This window comes from Streptomyces sp. NPDC031100, assembly GCF_055570785.1.
In genome coordinates this window covers 14,704-30,156 of sequence record NZ_JBVIGN010000023.1, presented here as the reverse complement: position 1 = coordinate 30,156, position 15,453 = coordinate 14,704, and the positions used below count along the sequence as shown (strand labels likewise).

The 15,453-nt window shown below is 71.8% G+C and carries 11 protein-coding genes and 1 tRNA gene; 3 read left to right on the top strand and 9 right to left on the bottom strand.

Features of this window, described 5'->3' with window-relative positions:
- Window positions 1-6 precede the first annotated feature (6 nt).
- The 5 genes from ACZ5DS_RS40745 to leuS form a co-directional block, all read right to left on the bottom strand.
- Window positions 7-2,586, bottom strand: a complete 2,580-nt coding sequence (locus tag ACZ5DS_RS40745; protein ID WP_468249092.1) for a ComEC/Rec2 family competence protein — start codon at window positions 2,584-2,586, stop codon at window positions 7-9.
- Complete coding sequence (locus tag ACZ5DS_RS40740; RefSeq protein ID WP_468249089.1) at window positions 2,583-3,704, bottom strand: ComEA family DNA-binding protein; 1,122 nt, start codon at window positions 3,702-3,704, stop codon at window positions 2,583-2,585. Before ACZ5DS_RS40740 ends, ACZ5DS_RS40745 begins: the two co-directional genes overlap by 4 nt.
- Window positions 3,705-3,824: 120 nt before the next feature.
- Entirely contained in the window at window positions 3,825-4,670 is an 846-nt protein-coding gene (locus tag ACZ5DS_RS40735; protein WP_468249087.1) for a DegV family protein, read from the bottom strand.
- Window positions 4,671-4,742: 72 nt separating this feature from the next.
- Window positions 4,743-5,483 carry a hypothetical protein gene (locus ACZ5DS_RS40730; RefSeq protein WP_468249084.1) on the bottom strand — a complete coding sequence of 247 codons (741 nt, stop codon included), beginning with the start codon at window positions 5,481-5,483 and terminating at the stop codon, window positions 4,743-4,745.
- 153 nt (window positions 5,484-5,636) lie between these two features.
- Window positions 5,637-8,510 carry a leucine--tRNA ligase gene (gene leuS, locus ACZ5DS_RS40725; RefSeq protein WP_468249082.1) on the bottom strand — a complete coding sequence of 958 codons (2,874 nt, stop codon included), beginning with the start codon at window positions 8,508-8,510 and terminating at the stop codon, window positions 5,637-5,639.
- 414 nt (window positions 8,511-8,924) lie between these two features.
- Between leuS and ACZ5DS_RS40720 the strand changes: the two genes are divergently transcribed.
- Complete coding sequence (locus ACZ5DS_RS40720) at window positions 8,925-10,226, top strand: cytochrome b/b6 domain-containing protein (RefSeq protein ID WP_468249079.1); 1,302 nt, start codon at window positions 8,925-8,927, stop codon at window positions 10,224-10,226.
- Window positions 10,223-11,833 carry an NADH-ubiquinone oxidoreductase-F iron-sulfur binding region domain-containing protein gene (locus ACZ5DS_RS40715; RefSeq protein WP_468249077.1) on the top strand — a complete coding sequence of 537 codons (1,611 nt, stop codon included), beginning with the start codon at window positions 10,223-10,225 and terminating at the stop codon, window positions 11,831-11,833. Before ACZ5DS_RS40720 ends, ACZ5DS_RS40715 begins: the two co-directional genes overlap by 4 nt.
- Before the next feature lie 140 nt (window positions 11,834-11,973).
- Here the strand turns inward: ACZ5DS_RS40715 and ACZ5DS_RS40710 are convergent.
- A tRNA-Ala gene (locus tag ACZ5DS_RS40710) sits at window positions 11,974-12,046 on the bottom strand.
- A gap of 139 nt (window positions 12,047-12,185) precedes the next feature.
- Here ACZ5DS_RS40710 and ACZ5DS_RS40705 point away from each other — a divergent pair.
- Complete coding sequence (locus tag ACZ5DS_RS40705; protein ID WP_468249074.1) at window positions 12,186-13,409, top strand: glycosyltransferase 87 family protein; 1,224 nt, start codon at window positions 12,186-12,188, stop codon at window positions 13,407-13,409.
- Here ACZ5DS_RS40705 and ACZ5DS_RS40700 read toward each other — a convergent pair.
- The 3 genes from ACZ5DS_RS40700 to ACZ5DS_RS40690 form a co-directional block, all read right to left on the bottom strand.
- Window positions 13,388-13,621, bottom strand: coding sequence for a hypothetical protein (locus ACZ5DS_RS40700; RefSeq protein ID WP_006136074.1), 234 nt, complete (start codon window positions 13,619-13,621; stop codon window positions 13,388-13,390). The genes ACZ5DS_RS40705 and ACZ5DS_RS40700 overlap by 22 nt on opposite strands.
- Window positions 13,622-13,624: 3 nt before the next feature.
- Window positions 13,625-13,798 (bottom strand): hypothetical protein, encoded by a 174-nt coding sequence (locus ACZ5DS_RS40695; protein ID WP_468249072.1) that lies wholly within the window; start codon window positions 13,796-13,798, stop codon window positions 13,625-13,627.
- A gap of 69 nt (window positions 13,799-13,867) precedes the next feature.
- Window positions 13,868-15,421 (bottom strand): MFS transporter, encoded by a 1,554-nt coding sequence (locus ACZ5DS_RS40690; protein WP_468249069.1) that lies wholly within the window; start codon window positions 15,419-15,421, stop codon window positions 13,868-13,870.
- Window positions 15,422-15,453: the final 32 nt, after the last annotated feature.

Genomic DNA, 15,453 nt, shown 5'->3' with positions numbered 1-15,453 from the left:
CCCTCCTCAGTCTCTCGCCACTTGTATCTCCCCTTCCGTCCCGCCGTCCCCGCCGACCGTGAGCGCCCCGTCCCGGTCGGTGCGCAGGACCGTCGCCCCGCGGGCCCGCAGCGCGGCGACGGTCGCCGGTGCCGGGTGTCCGTAGGGGTTGTCGGCGCCGCAGGAGATGAGCGCCACCCGCGGGGCTGCCAGCCGTATCAGGTCCGGGGACTGGTAGGCCGAGCCATGGTGGGCAACCTTCAGTACGTCCACTCGGGCCAGGCCGGCCGCGGCCGGGGAACGGAGCAGGGCCTGCTGGGCCGGTGGCTCCAGGTCCCCGAGCAGCAGCAGCCGCAGTCCGCCGGACCGGACGAGCAGGGCGACACTTGCGTCGTTCGGACCGTCCGGCTCGGGCACCGGGACCTGGCCCGGCGCCGGGAGCTGACCCGGGGTGGGTGCCGCCGGCGGCCAGAGCACCCGCCAGGACAGCGGTCCGGTGCGCCGTTCCTCTCCGGCCGCGGCCCGGGTGAGCGGGATGTGCCGTTCAGCCGCCTCCTTTCTCACGAACTCGGCCTGGTCCGCCGGTTCTTCGAAGCTCGTGGTCTCGATCGCGGCCACCGAGCGGCCCCGCAGGACGCCGGGCAGCCCCGCGACATGGTCGGCGTGGAAGTGGGTCAGGACGACCAGCGGGACGCGGGTGATGCCCAGCTCCCGCAGGCAGTGGTCGACCAGCCCGGGATCAGGTCCGGCGTCGACGACCACCCCGGCTCCCTCGCCTGCCGCCAGTACGGTCGCGTCGCCCTGCCCGACGTCGCACATCGCGTACCGCCAGCCCGGCGGCGGCCAGCCCGTGATCACCCGGGTCAGCGGCGCCGGCCGCACCACGACCAGCAGGAGCAGCACGCCGAGCGCACCGCACCACCAGGGGTGCCGCAGCAGCCGCCTGCCGGCCAGGACGACGGCCACGGTGACCGCCGCGAGCAGCAGCGCCCCGGACCAGCTGTCCGGCCAGTCCACTCCCCCGCCGGGCAACGCCGCCCCGGTCCGCGCGACCCCCGCGAGCCATCCGGCGGGCCAACCGGCGGACCACGCCAGCACCTTGGCCACCGGCATCGCCACCGGCGCCATGGCGAGCGCGGCGAAACCCAACACCGTGGCCGGAGCGACCGCGACCTCGGCCAGCAGGTTGCAGGGCACCGCCACCAGGCTCACCCGGGCCGACAGCACCGCCACGACCGGCGCGCACACGGCCTGCGCCGCGGCGGCCGCGGCCAGTGCCTCGGCAAGCCGGGCCGGCACCCGGCGCCGCTGCAGCGCCTCGCTCCAGCCGGGCGCCAGCACCAGCAACGCACCCGTGGCCAGCACGGAGAGCAGAAAGCCGTAACTGCGGGCCAGCCAGGGGTCGTAGAGCACCAGCAGGAGTACGGCCGTCGCCAGCGCCGGGATCAGGGATCTGCGGCGCCCTGTCGCCAGGGCGAGCAGCGCGACCGAGCCACAGGCCGCGGCCCGCAGCACGCTGGGGTCGGGCCGGCACACGATCACGAAGCCGATCGTGAGCGCTCCCGCGAGCAGGGCGGTGACCCGCAGCGAGAGACCCAGGCGCGGGGCGAGTCCGCGGCGCTCGACAAGCTGGGCCAGCCCCGGCGGCCCGATGAGCAGGGCGAGCAGGATCGTGAGATTGCTGCCCGAGACGGCGAGCGTGTGCGCCAGGTCCGTTTCCTTGAAGGCGTCGTCCAGTTCGGGCGTGATCCGTGAGGTGTCGCCGACGACCAGCCCGGGAAGCAGCGCCCGGGCGTCCGGCGGCAGCCCGTCGGTCGCCTCCCGCAACCCTGCCCTGAGCCGGCCCGCCAGCCGCTGCGGCCCGCTCGGCCCCGCGACGACCTGCGGCGCGGGCTCGCTGCGCACACGCAGCACGGCTGCGGTCTGGTCACCACCGGTCAGGGCGGGCGCCAGCCGGGCGTTCACCCGCAGCCGCGTGGACGGCAGCAGCCCGAGCCAGACCTGACGCGCACCGCGCGTGCCGTGTGCGGCGGGCGCCGTGGGCGCGGCGGGCGTGGTGGGCCCGTCCCCAGCGGGAGGTGCTCGTGGCGCCGGAACATCCAGGTCGACGACCAACAGCACCGGAGTGCGTGTCCGCACATCCACCCCGTCGCCCTCCTCCACACGGCGCACCTCCGCCCTGGCCAGCACCGCCACGGGAGCCACGTGATCGCCCCGCACCCGTGGCCTGCTCAGCCAGGGGTCGCCGGTCAGCTCGACCTCGGCGGTCACGGTCGCGAACCGCCGCGCCAGCTCGGGCACCGGCCCGCGCCGCACATCCGCCCCGTGCAACCCCGCGGCCGCGGCGGCTGCTGCGACGCAGAGGAGCACGGCAGCGACCGGGGCGCGGGCCCAGGCGAACCGGGCGGGCGACGAACCCTGTCTCCTCCCCCATCGCCGGACCGTCAGCAGCCCGACCCCGCCGATCAGACAGGCGAGCGCGATGCCGACGCTCCAGCCCGGGGGCGCATCAAGGACCAGGGCAGCCGTCGCCCAGGCCGCGAGCGCCGGGGGCACCAGGCGGAGGTCGGCCGGGACCGGCGGCTGCTGGTCGGCGGGGCCGCTCATGGCTGCACCATGGTCCGTAGGTCGGCGAAGCGGCGATCGCCGATGCCGTTGACCTGGCGCAACTCGTCCACCGAGCGGAAGCCGCCGTGTCGGGTGCGGTAGTCGATGATGTGCTGGGCCAGCACGGGGCCGACTCCGGGCAGGGTGTCGAGCTGCTCCGCAGTCGCCGTGTTGAGGGAGACGGGGGCCGCGGGTCCTGTTCCTGCCGGTGCGGCGCCTGCAGCACTACCGGGACCGGGCTGGGCGGCCGCCGCCCCTGCGGATGCGCCGACCAGGACCTGCTCGCCGTCCACCAGGAAGCGGGCCCGGTTGAGCCCCTCGGTACTCACACCCGGCCGTACCCCGCCCGCCGCACGCAGCGCGTCGGCGACCCGCGAGCCGGCCGGCAGCCGCCGGATCCCGGGCTTGCGGACCTTGCCGCTGACGTCCACAACGATCTCCCCGCCCGGCGTCGCCGAGGCGCTCACGACGCCACCCGACTTCGCGTCCTCGCCCTTCTTGGTGAACGGCGCCTCCGCGCGCACCACTTGAGGAGCGCTCACGGTCTGTGTCCGGCCGACCCAGAAGTGCTGGACGGCGAACACGGCGGCCGCCACGAGCACCACGGCGAGCGCGACCACTCCCCGCCGCTCCACCCCGCACCGCACCTGCAACCACAGCGGCAACCGCTCCCGCAGAGCGAGCCCGGCCCGTTCCCGCAGGCCTGGCGCGAGAGGCTCTGCAGGTCCCAAATCACCCGCTGCGTCGGCTTGTTGTTCCTTGGTTGCCCCGGCCGGTGCAGGCGCACTGGCTGGCGTGCGTGCCCGAAGCAGTCCGGGCGGAGCCGTTCCTGCCGCGCTCAGCCCCGGCGCCGCTCCTGTCACCATCGCCGTGCGCGCAGGCCGCTCTTCGTCCGGCGGAGCGTTGCCCGACTCCCGCCATTCCACGGCTCGTTCGCGGAAGAGGAGTTCCGCGCGGCGTCGCAGCTCCTCCGCGGGTGCGGGCACCCGGTGACGGGCGTGGCGGCGGTCTACGGGTCGGCGATCGGCGGGTCGGCGGCGGATGCGACCGTCGGACGTGGGGCCACGACCCGGTCCGCTGGTCGGGGTGGCTGTGCGTGAACGTGATCGAAGTGCCATGCGACGAGGATCTGGCATCTCGCCACACCGCGATGATCTTGGTCAATTCCCGGGGATTACCGCCCAGTTGTGGAAAACTCCCTCACCCACACGAGCGAAGGCGGGCCCGGCGAACGGGCGTCAGCGCGGCGAGACGACCGCTCCCAGCAACCCGGGACCGGTGTGGGCCCCGATCACCGCCCCGACTTCGCTGACGTGCAGATCGGCCAGTCCGGGAACCCGCACCCGCAGCCGCTCGGCCAGGGCGGAGGCCCGGTCGGGGGCGGCGAGATGGTGGACGGCGATGTCGACCTCGGCGGCGCCCGCCCGGTCGGCGACGATCTCCTCGAGTCGGGCGATCGCCCGCGACGCCGTACGGACCTTTTCGAGGAGTTCGATGCGGCCGCCGTCCAGTTGGAGCAGCGGCTTGACGGCCAGCGCGGAGCCGAGCAGGGCTTGTGCGGCACCGATGCGGCCGCCGCGGCGCAGATAGTCCAGCGTGTCGACGTAGAAGTAGGCGGAGGTGCCCGCGGCCCGCTTCTCCGCTGCCGTCACGGCCTCGTCCACCGTGCCGCCGGCTTCCGCCGCCTCGGCCGCTGCGAGGGCGCAGAAACCCAGGGCCATCGCCACCATCCCGGTGTCCACCACCCGTACCGGCACGGGTGCCTCGCGCGCCGCGAGGACCGCCGCGTCGTAGGTGCCGGACAGCTCGGCGGACAGGTGCAGGGAGACGATGCCGCTCGCCCCGGACTCGGCGACCCTGCGGTAGGTCTCCGCGAACACCTGGGGGCTGGGGCGGGAGGTGGTGACCGGGCGCCGCTTCTGCAGCGCCTGGGCCAGGGAACGGGTCGAGATCTCGGTGCCCTCTTCGAGCGCCTGGTCGCCGAGGACCACGGTCAGGGGCACCGCTGTGATGCCGTGGCGCTCCATCGTCCGCGGCGGCAGGTAGGCCGTTGAATCGGTGACGATAGCGACATGGCGGGACATGAGCTGGAGGTTACCTGCCGTAGCGTCCGCGCGGCAGACCGGCCCCTGCGTGCCGAACCGGGTGCGGGCCGGTCATGTGGTGCTCTCGGGGCGCGGCTTCTTCTGCCAGGGGTAGGCGGGGCCCCGCGTCGGCTGGGTGATCGCGGGCTTCGCCGGCTTCTCGGCGGTGCGGGACCCGGGTGTTTCCCGCCAGGTCTGCTGCTGTGTCGCCGAGCCGTCGGCCGCGGCCGGGGCTTCGGGCCACGGCTGGGGTGCCGGCGCGGGCTCCGCCTGCGTCCAGTGCCGAAGGGCCCCTGCCTCGACGTCGATCTGGGCACTGAGCGCGTCCAGGTCGTCGTCGGAGAAGCGGCGGGCCCGGTCACGGGCTGCCCAGCGCAGCGAGTCGGCGGACTGGGTGATGCGCTCGGTGCGGCTGCGCAGCTCGGGCAGGCGCGCGGTGAGCGTGGACCGGTCCGGCTCGGACTCCAGGCGCTTGAGGTCGGCGTCCAGCTCGTGCCCGTGCACGCTGAGCCGCTCGAACAGGCCGAGGGACTCCTTCAGCGACTCGTCCTCGGCCACGCTCGCGTGCAACGCGTCCTGCGTGGCGCGCATCGAGGTGCGCAGCGTGAGCCGCAGCTGGGCGATCTCGCCGGCCGGGCCTATCTGGGCGAAGGACTTGGCGCGCAGGGTGTGGTCCTCGACCGTGCGCCTGGCCTGCGCGATCGTACGGTCCACTCCGCGTTTGGCCGCGCCGACCGCCTTGACCGTGGCGTACGCGCCGAGGCCGATGAAGAGGAGGAAGAGCAGGGCGAACACGGTGATCAACGCTTCCATGACGCTCCTCCTCGACCCGGTGCGGCACGAGCCGCTGCGCTCTCAACGGTAAACGCAGCGGGCAGGTCCGGAGTTCCAGAAGAACCCCGAACCTGCCCGTAGGGGACTACCCGGACGCCAGGCGCGTCCGGCTCCCCCGAAGCGTTGCCGCGCTTACGCCGGAACGATGTTCACCAGCTTCGGCGCCCGCACGATCACCTTGCGGATGCCCGCGCCGTCCAGTGCAGCGACGACCTTCTCGTCGGACAGCGCCACCTTCTCCAGCTCCTCCTCGGAGATGGCCGGCGGCACCTCCAGACGGGCCTTGACCTTGCCCTTGATCTGCACGACGCAGGTCACCGTCTCGTCCACCACGTATGTCGGGTCGGCGACCGGGAAGTCCTGGTGGACGACCGAGTCGGCGTGGCCCAGCTTGCGCCACAGCTCCTCGGCGATGTGCGGGGCCAGCGGGGCGGCCATCAGCACCAGTGGCTCGGCAACCGACCGCGGCACCGCTCCGCCCGCCTTGGTCAGGTGGTTGTTCAGCTCGGTGATCTTGGCGATGGCGGTGTTGAAGCGCAGGCCCTCCAGGTCCTGGCGCACACCGTCGATCGCCTTGTGCAGGGCCCGCAGCGTCTCCTCGTCTGGCTCGGCGTCGGTGACGGTGACCTCGCCGCTGTCCTCGTCGACGATGTTGCGCCACAGCCGCTGCAGCAGCCGGAACTGACCGACCACCGCACGCGTGTCCCAGGGCCGGGAGACGTCCAGCGGCCCCATGGCCATCTCGTACAGGCGCAGCGTGTCGGCACCGTACTCGGCGGCGATCTCGTCCGGAGTCACCGCGTTCTTCAGGGACTTGCCCATCTTGCCCAGCAGGCGGGTGACCTTCTCGCCCTCGTAGTAGTAGGCGCCGTCGCGCTCCTCCACCTCGGCGGCCGGCACCGCGATGCCACGGCTGTCACGGTAGACGTAGGCCTGGATCATGCCCTGGTTGAACAGCTTGTGGAACGGCTCCGCGGAGGACACGTGGCCCAGGTCGTACAGGACCTTGGACCAGAAGCGCGCGTACAGCAGGTGCAGCACCGCGTGCTCGGCGCCGCCGACGTACAGGTCGACACCGCCGTGCGGCTGGCCCGCGCGCGGGCCCATCCAGTACTGCTCGATCTCGGGGTCGACGAGCTTCTCGCTGTTGTGCGGGTCCAGGTAGCGCAGCTCGTACCAGCAGGAACCGGCCCAGTTGGGCATGGTGTTGGTCTCGCGCCGGTACTTCTTCGGTCCGTCGCCCAGGTCCAGGGTGACGTCGACCCATTCCTCGTTGCGCGACAGCGGCGTCTCGGGCTGGGTGTCGGCGTCGTCCGGGTCGAAGGTGCGCGGCGAGTAGTCCTCGACCTCGGGCAGCTCCAGGGGCAGCATCGACTCGGGCAGCGCGTGGGCGACGCCCTCCTCGTCGTAGACGATCGGGAAGGGCTCGCCCCAGTAGCGCTGGCGGCTGAACAGCCAGTCGCGCAGGCGGAAGTTGACGGTGCCCTGGCCGATGCCCTTGCGCTCCAGCCACTCGGTGATGCGGGCCTTGGCCTCGGCCACGCCCATGCCGTCCAGGCCGATCTCGTCGTTCGAGGAGTTGACGATCTTCGCGTCGTACGACGCGAACGCGTTCTCCCACGTCGAGGTGTCGGTGCCGCGGCCGTCGGTCGGCTCGACGATGCAGTGGATCGGCAGCTCGAAGGCGCGCGCGAACTCGAAGTCACGCTGGTCGCCCGCCGGGACGGCCATGATCGCGCCGGTGCCGTAGCCCATCAGGACGTAGTCGGCGATGAAGACCGGGATCTTCTCGCCGTTGACCGGATTGGTCGCGTACGCGCCGATGAAGACGCCGGTCTTGTCCTTGGCCTCGGCCTGGCGCTCGACGTCGGACTTCGAGGCGGCCTGGGCGCGGTAGGCCGCGACGGCCTCGGCCGGGCTCGCGTGACCGCCGGTCCATACGTCGTGGGTGCCCTCCGGCCAGGCGGCCGGGGTGAACTTCTCGACCAGCGGGTGCTCGGGAGCCAGCACCATGTAGGTCGCGCCGAACAGGGTGTCCGGACGGGTGGTGAAGACCGTGATCTGCTCGCCGTCGATCGGGAAGTCGACGCGGGCGCCCTCGCTGCGGCCGATCCAGTTGCGCTGCTGCAGCTTGATGGCCTCGGGCCAGTCCAGCTCCTCCAGGTCCTCCAGCAGCCGGTCGGCGTAGGCCGTGATGCGCATGTTCCACTGGCGCAGCTTCGCCTTGAAGACCGGGTAGTTGCCGCGCTCGGAGCGGCCGTCGGCGGTGACCTCTTCGTTGGCCAGTACGGTGCCCAGGCCGGGGCACCAGTTGACCGGGGCGTCGGAGGCGTAGGCCAGGCGGTACTCGCCCAGGACGTCGGCGCGCTCGGTGGCGGTCAGCTGGTTCCACGCGCGCGTGGTGCCCGGAATCGCGCGCTCACCGGACTCGAACTGCGCGATCAGCTCGGAGATCGGGCGGGCCTTCCTGGCCTCGTCGTCGTACCAGGAGTTGAAGATCTGCAGGAAGATCCACTGGGTCCACTTGTAGTAGTCCGGGTCGATCGTGGCGAACGACCGGCGCTTGTCGTGGCCCAGTCCCAGCCGACGCAGCTGGGCCTTCATGTTCTCGATGTTGGCTTCGGTGGACACGCGCGGGTGCGTGCCGGTCTGCACCGCGTACTGCTCGGCGGGCAGGCCGAAGGCGTCGAAGCCCAGGGTGTGCAGGACGTTGTGGCCGGTCATGCGCTGGAACCGGGCGAAGACGTCGGTGGCGATGTAGCCCAGCGGGTGGCCGACGTGCAGGCCCGCACCCGAGGGGTACGGGAACATGTCCATGATGAACTTCTTGGGCTTGGCGGCCAGCTCGGGATCGCCGGCCAGGTCACCCTTCGGGTTCGGTGCCGCGTAGGTGCCGTCGGCGTCCCAGAAGTCCTGCCAGCGTGCCTCGATCTCGGCTGCCAGGGCGGCCGTGTAGCGGTGCGGCGCGGCCACCTCGGCGGTGGCAGCGGGGTTCGTCTCGCTCATGATCCTCAAAGCTCCATCGATCGTCTCTGCCTGCGGCTGCGTCCTTTAAAACGAAAAAACCCCTCGCACAGGAGGGGACGCCGCGCCGATGCCGACCACCCAGGTCGCCCGGGGGTCGGTACTGATCAGCGCGGCCCGCTAAGCAGAAGGCGTACGGCACGCATGGCGCTAGGGTACCGCAGCCCTTGAGCAAGCCGCGACGCACTTGCGTATGCCTGGTGGACATGTCATGAAGCCCGCCAGAACTGAACCAAGGTCAAAGATTACTTCGCGTAACACCCGCTATGGGACAACATCCCAAGCACATTGTCCTTTGATAACAACGCAATAACTCAAAGCTCGTACTGATCGGTATGGCGCCACCTAGAGTTCGGCAGCGGGACCGCCTTCCCGAAACTGCTCGGAGTTGCCCCCATGAACCCTCGTCGTAGTAACAGTTCGCTCCCCAAGCCGGGCCGGTCGGCCTATGGGGTGGCGTCCGCCGTCGTCCTGCTGCTCATACCCGTGGTCGTGCTGGTCGGAGGCAGCCAGTTCCGCGAGTTCCTGAACTTCGGCGCGGGCGTCCTGTCCCTTGTCTCACTGAGCTGTTCGGTGATCTGGGGCCTGTTCGCGCAGGACCGGATCTTCCTGAACACGCGGCAGCGGATCGTCGGCCAGGCCGTGCACCGGACGACCGCGGTCGCCTCGATCGCGTTCCTGCTGCTGCACATCACCACCAAGATCGCGCTGGACCACACCCAGCTGATCGCGGCGATCATCCCGTTCTCGCTCGGCGTCACCGGAAGCGCCGGCCTGATCGGACTGGGCTCGCTGGCGGGCCTGCTCATGATCTTCGTGGGCATCACCGGCGCCCTGCGCAGCAACTTCGCCACCCCGGCTCCCGTGGCCGCCCGCTGGCGGGCCATGCACATGCTGGCCTACCCGGCCTGGTGCGCGGCGCTGATCCACGGCCTCTACGCGGGTCGCCAGGCCAAGCCGATCTTCGTGATCCTCTACAGCCTCTCCCTGCTGGGCGTCATGGGCGCCCTCGCGCTGCGCTCGGCGCCGCGCCCCTTCAAGCGCAAGGTCGCCGACCGGCTCGTCGCCGTCCTGGGCAGCTCGGAGCGGCCGGGGCTCGAGGACCTCGACGCGAGCCGCTCCCGGGTCGCCGAGTCCGGCCTGGCGGGCTTCGAGGGCCGGCGCGAGCCGAAGGCGTCGCCCGCCGACGCGCCGGGCCCCGCCTCCGCACCGCTGTACCAGACCCCCGCGACCCCGACCCCGGCCCCGGAGCCCGCGTCCGGCTTCGCGGCGGCCTACCGCGCGGTGTCCACTCCGGGCCGCCCCCAGCAGCAGCCGTTCGCGGCCGGCCAGACCGCCCGTATGGACCTGCCGCTCGATCTGCAGGCCACGGAGGCGATCCCGCGCGTGGACGGCCCGTCCAGCACCTCGGGCAGCTGGCCGATCCCGTCCCCGCCGCCGGTCGGCGAGGCCCCGCGTTCGGCGTACGACCCACTGCAGGACACCGGATACAACATCCCCGTCTACGGCAATTCGGGCACCGGCGGATACGGCGGAAGTGACGTGTACGACACCGGTGAGACGAACAACCTGTACGGCACGTACAACTCGGGTGACACGTTCAACAGCGGTCCCGCCACTGAACCAACCCCCGGCGCCTCCTTCGACACGCCGGGTTCGGGCGAACCTTGGAACATGCCTTCCGGAGGCTATAGGTGAACGAGGCCCTGCCCGACGTCCCAGAAGTCCGCGTGGTCGGTCTTCCCCAGCTCACGTCGGGCTTCGACCTTGTGGAGCGGCTCGACCTGCCCATGCATCTGAAGGTGCACGGGCCGCTCGATCCGCTGGGCGGCGAACAGCTCGCCCAACTCGCCGAGCGCATCAATCTGAAGGGCCGCGGCGGCGCGGGCTTCCCCTTCCACAAGAAGCTGCGCTCGGTCGCCGAGTCGGCGATCAAACGCGGCGTGCGGCCGGTCGTCGTCGTCAACGGCAGTGAGGACGAGCCGGCCTGCCGCAAGGACACGGTGCTCATCAACCGCGCCCCGCACCTCATCCTGGACGGCGCCCTGCTGTGCGCCGAGGCCCTCGGTGCCCGCACGCTCGTGATCGGGGTCACCCGGGAGTCCACCCAGCGCTCCATGGAGGCCGCGCTCGCCGAACGCGGCCTGAGCAACAGCCGTCGATCGGCACTGCGCGCGTGGGTGCAGCGCAACCCCGTGCGCATGGTCACCGGCGCCGCCGCGTCACTGATCCGCTCGATCGACGGCGGCCCGGCGATCCCGCCCGGCCGCAAGATCAGCGCCTCGCAGTCCGGCGTCGGCGGTGCGCCCACACTGCTGTCGAACGCGGAGACGTTCGCACAGCTGGCCATCGCCGCCCGGATCGGGCCCGAGCGCTACGGCAACACCGGCCTGTACGACGAGCCGGGCACCGTCATGCTCACGGTCTCCGGCGCCGTCGCCCGCCCGATGGTGCTCGAGGTCCCCACGGGCGTGCCGCTGCGCTACGTGCTGCAGCTGGCCGGCGCGCCGCCGGTACCGCAGGGCGTGCTGACCGGCGGCTACCACGGCAAGTGGATCGACGCCGCCACGGTCAACGAGGCGATCGTCTCCCGCAACTCCCTCGACGCGGTGGGGGGTTCGCTGGGCGCGGGCGCGATCCTGCCGATCAGCCAGGAAACCTGCCCGCTGGGCGAGTCACTGCGGGTGGCCCAGTGGCTGGCGGAGGAGAGCGCCGGCCAGTGCGGCCCCTGCTACCTCGGACTGCCCGCCGCCGCGCGCGGCATGGAGGACATCCTCAACGGCGGCGGACCGGCCGCCCTGGAGGCGCTCAAGCAGGTCGCGAAGAACGTGAAGCGACGCGGGGCGTGTTCGCACCCCGACGGCTCCGCGATGTTCCTGGAGTCGACCATCAAGGCGTTCACCGACGACCTGGCCGCGCACGTCCTCGGAAACGGCTGCGGACGGCCCGTGGAGGGCGTTCTGCCGCTCTTCGAGGGGGGCAGGGCCCCTACGGGCATCCCGGGCGGCGGAGAGCCCGAGGAGACCGGCGCAAGCCGCCAGAAGATCTACGTCGACTGGACGCTGTGCCGGGGCCACGGTCTGTGCGCCGACATCCTCCCGGAGGTCTTCGAACTGGGCGCGGACGGGTTCCCGACCGTGGCGCAGGCCCAGGTGCCGCGCTATGCGGAGGCGAAGGCGCTGCGGGCGGTACGCCGCTGCCCGGCGCTGGCGTTGCGCATCGAGGAGGACACGCGCGGGCAGGCGCCGTCGCGCAACCTGCCCGTCCTGTCCCAGGGCCGCGGCCGCCGCGCCCTCGGGCGCTGAGCACACCGACGGCGGGTCACCCGCTCGGGTGACCCGCCGTCGTATAGCGCGTCCTCTGGAACACACCGCATGCTCCGGAACCGTCGTGCAAACACGTCGAAGGCGGACCTTCCATTAGGAAGGTCCGCCTTCGACTTCTGTGGAGCTAAGGAGAATTGAACTCCTGACCTCCTGCATGCCATGCAGGCGCTCTACCAACTGAGCTATAGCCCCTTGCGGCCACGCGGCAGAGCCGCATATCGACCGTGTCGCCCGGTTTCCCCGGCGGCGACGCCAACATTACACGGTCACCGGGGTGCAGTACCAAATCGGTTTCCGGTCTGCTCCCGTACGGGAGATATTGTCTGCATTCGTGACCCTGATCGCGTTCTCCGGAGCCCGTCGCCGGGTGCCGGTGGCCGTGGGCGCGTGCCTGGTGTCCTTCACGGCGTTCTGGCTGGCCCAGCGGGCCGCCCACGTGTCGATGGTCGACCTGATGGTGTACCGGGCCGAGGGGGCCACCGTCCGCGCGGGAGGCGACCTGTACGCGTTGCGGGCGACCGCCGCGCACCTGCCCGCCACCTACCCGCCGTTCGCGGCCCTGCTGTTCACCGCGCTGACCCTGCCGGATCCCATGACGCTGCGGCTACTGGCGACAGCGGGGAATCTCGCCCTCCTCGTGGTGTTCGTACGGCTGTCGCTGAAACTCGTCGGCCACGCGCGCGTGGAGAGCGTCTGGTGGGTCGCGGCGGTGGCGGTGTGGTGCGAGCCGGTGTGGACGACCCTGCGCTACGGCCAGGTCAACCTGCTGCTGGCCGCCCTGGTGCTGTGGGACCTGTCCCGCCGGCCCGTCGACGGGTACGGCCGCTGGCCCGGAGCGGGGCTCGGACTCGCCGCGGCGGTCAAGCTGACGCCCGCACTGTTCCCGGTGTTCCTGCTCACGACGGGCGCCGTCGCCCACCTCCGAGGCGGGGACGCAGGGCCCTGGATGCGCCCCGCGCGCGGGGCAGCGGCCGCGTTCGCCGGGGCGACTCTGCTCGCGGCAGCCGTCCTGCCGTACGACTCGTGGCGGTTCTGGACCGACATCGTGTTCCGCGCGGACCGGGCCGGGCACGTCGAGGCCACCGCCAACCAGGCCCTGCGCGGCGTTCTGGCCCGTCTGCTGCACTCCCCCGACCCGGGAGCCCTCTGGGCGGCCGCCGCGACCGTGGTGGGCCTCCTGGGGCTCACGCTGGCGGTGACGGCCGAGCTGCGCGGGTCGCGGCCCTGGGCGGTCTGCGCCTGCGCGGTCACGGCACTGCTGATCAGCCCGGTCTCGTGGACACACCACTGGGTGTGGTGCGTACCTCTGGTACTGCTGCTGTGGGCGCACACACACCGGGCGGCCGCCCTGGGCACGGCGCTGGTCTTCTGCTCGTACGCCCCGTGGTGGGTGCCGCACGGCACAAGGCGGCCCGAACTGCACCAGACGGTCGGCCAGTTGATGCTGTCGGCCCTCTACGGAGTGGCCGGTGTGCTGTTCCTCGCGCTGGCCAGGACATCGTTGCCGAGGTCCCGGCCGCGGTCGCAGACGCGTCAAGCGGTGACGAAGGAGTAGAACCTCTTCAGCGTGCAGTGCTCTTCGAGCAGACGGCCGTAGATCGGCTCGCCCTCCAGCTCGCGGTAGGTCTCGATCGGGTCGCCTTTTATGATCAGCGCCCGCGCGCATTCCTCGCACCAGTACTGGTAGTCGGGATTGATCGGCTCCATGTCACGGACGATCGGCGTTCCGCTCCCGCACCAGTCGCACTTTCGCCGGTGTGCACCCATCGATCAGCTCCAGCTGTGGCCGCAGGCCGTGCACACGTAGGAGATTCCGCCGTTGTCGCCGAGAACCTGGGCCACACGCGCGGAACCGCAGGAAGGGCAGCTGAGCCGGGTGGCCGTATCCCGTATCAACGCCGCACCGAGGAGGTGGCCGCCCTCCTCATGGATGCTCGCAGGCATCGCTACTCCCTCCCGTCGGGCCGCGCCCCCTTCCGGCCGTTTGATTCTGCCACGGCCGGACCAATACGGTCAGCGACGCCTCAGTACCAGTCCGGCCACGGCCCCCATTGCGGCCGTTCCGGCCAGCGCCCATGCACACACCGAGAACGCCTCCGCAGAGGTATACGCCCGCAGAGCCCCGAGTGACTCAAGCCGGTTCAGGAACAGTGTGCCGAATACCGCCACCCCGATCAGCTGGCCGAGCTGGACGACCGTCGCCAGCAGCCCGCTGGCGTCCGCCGCGTCCTCGGGCCGCACGGTGGCCAGTGCGCCCGTGAGCGTCGGGCTGAAGGCGAGCGCCAGCCCGACCCCCACACCGGCGTACCCGGCGTACAGCACCGCTCCCCCGTCACCGCCGCCGCGGAAGGCCAGGCCCACCACAGCCGCGGACACCGCCGTGAGCGCGAAACCTGCCGGGGTGAGCGCCCGCTGCCAGGCAGCGGGCCACTTCCGCCAGGTCAGACTGACCGCGCCGAAGACGACCGCGGTCGGCGCGAAGCTCAGACCGGCTCGCAGGGCGCTGTAGCCGAGACCGCCCTGGACGTGCAGTGTCAGCGCGAAGAGGAAGCCGGCGTTGACCGACATGACGACCAGGAGGCGGACCACGGCCAGGCCGATGCCGGGGTGCCGCAGGACCCGCAGCGCGATCAGCGGGGCACCGCCGCGCCCGGCCAGCCGGGATTCATGGCCGCAGAACACGGCGAACAGCACGACGGCGGCGGCCAGCGACAGCCAGGACCACAGCGGCCAGTTCTCCTCCTGCCCGAGCACCAGCGGGACGGTGAGCAGCGACACGGCTGCACCGAGCAGAACGAGTCCGGGCAGGTCGAGGGGGCGTGCCCGCTCGGGCTCGGTTGCGCGGCTCGCCGGCAGGACCCGTCGGCCCAGCACCAGCAGGAGCACGCCCACCGGCCCGTTGACCAGGAACACGGGCCGCCAGCCGGTGCCGAACAGATCGGCACTGACCAGCACACCGCCCGTGACCTGCCCGGCCGCCGCACCGACGGCGAGGACCGCCGAGTAGGCGCCGAGCGCCCGGGCCCGGGCCTCGCCGGTGAAGGTGCGCTGGATCAGGCTGAGCACCTGCGGGATCATCAGCGCCGCTCCGGCGCCCTGCACCAGCCGGAACACGATCAGCTCGGTCGCCCCCTGTGCCAGGCCGCAGGCGAGCGAGGCCGCGGTGAACAGGGCGAGCCCGGCGAGGTGGACCCGGCCGTGGCCGAACCGGTCACCGAGCCGGGCGCCGGTGATCAGCAGCACGGAGTAGGTGATGGCGTAGCCGGCGACCACCAGCTGCAGGTCGGCGCCCGAGGCATGGAGGTCGGAACCGATGGTGGGGGCCGCGACGTTCACGATGAAGACGTCGAGGGCCGCCATGAACAAGGCGGTGAGGAGCGCCGCAAGCAGCAGTCGGGACCGATTGTCAGTGGCGGGTGGTTCACTGTGAGTGACAGGTGATGTACCGCCATCGGCAGCTGCCGAGCCGTCGGCGACGAAGGCCTCACTGTCAGTGGCGAGTGGTTCACTGATCGCAGGGTTCGGAACGGGCGCGGGACTCGGCCCGGTTCGAGATGTCGTCGTCATGGCGTCGAGCCTGACGACGGGCCGGTACGGGT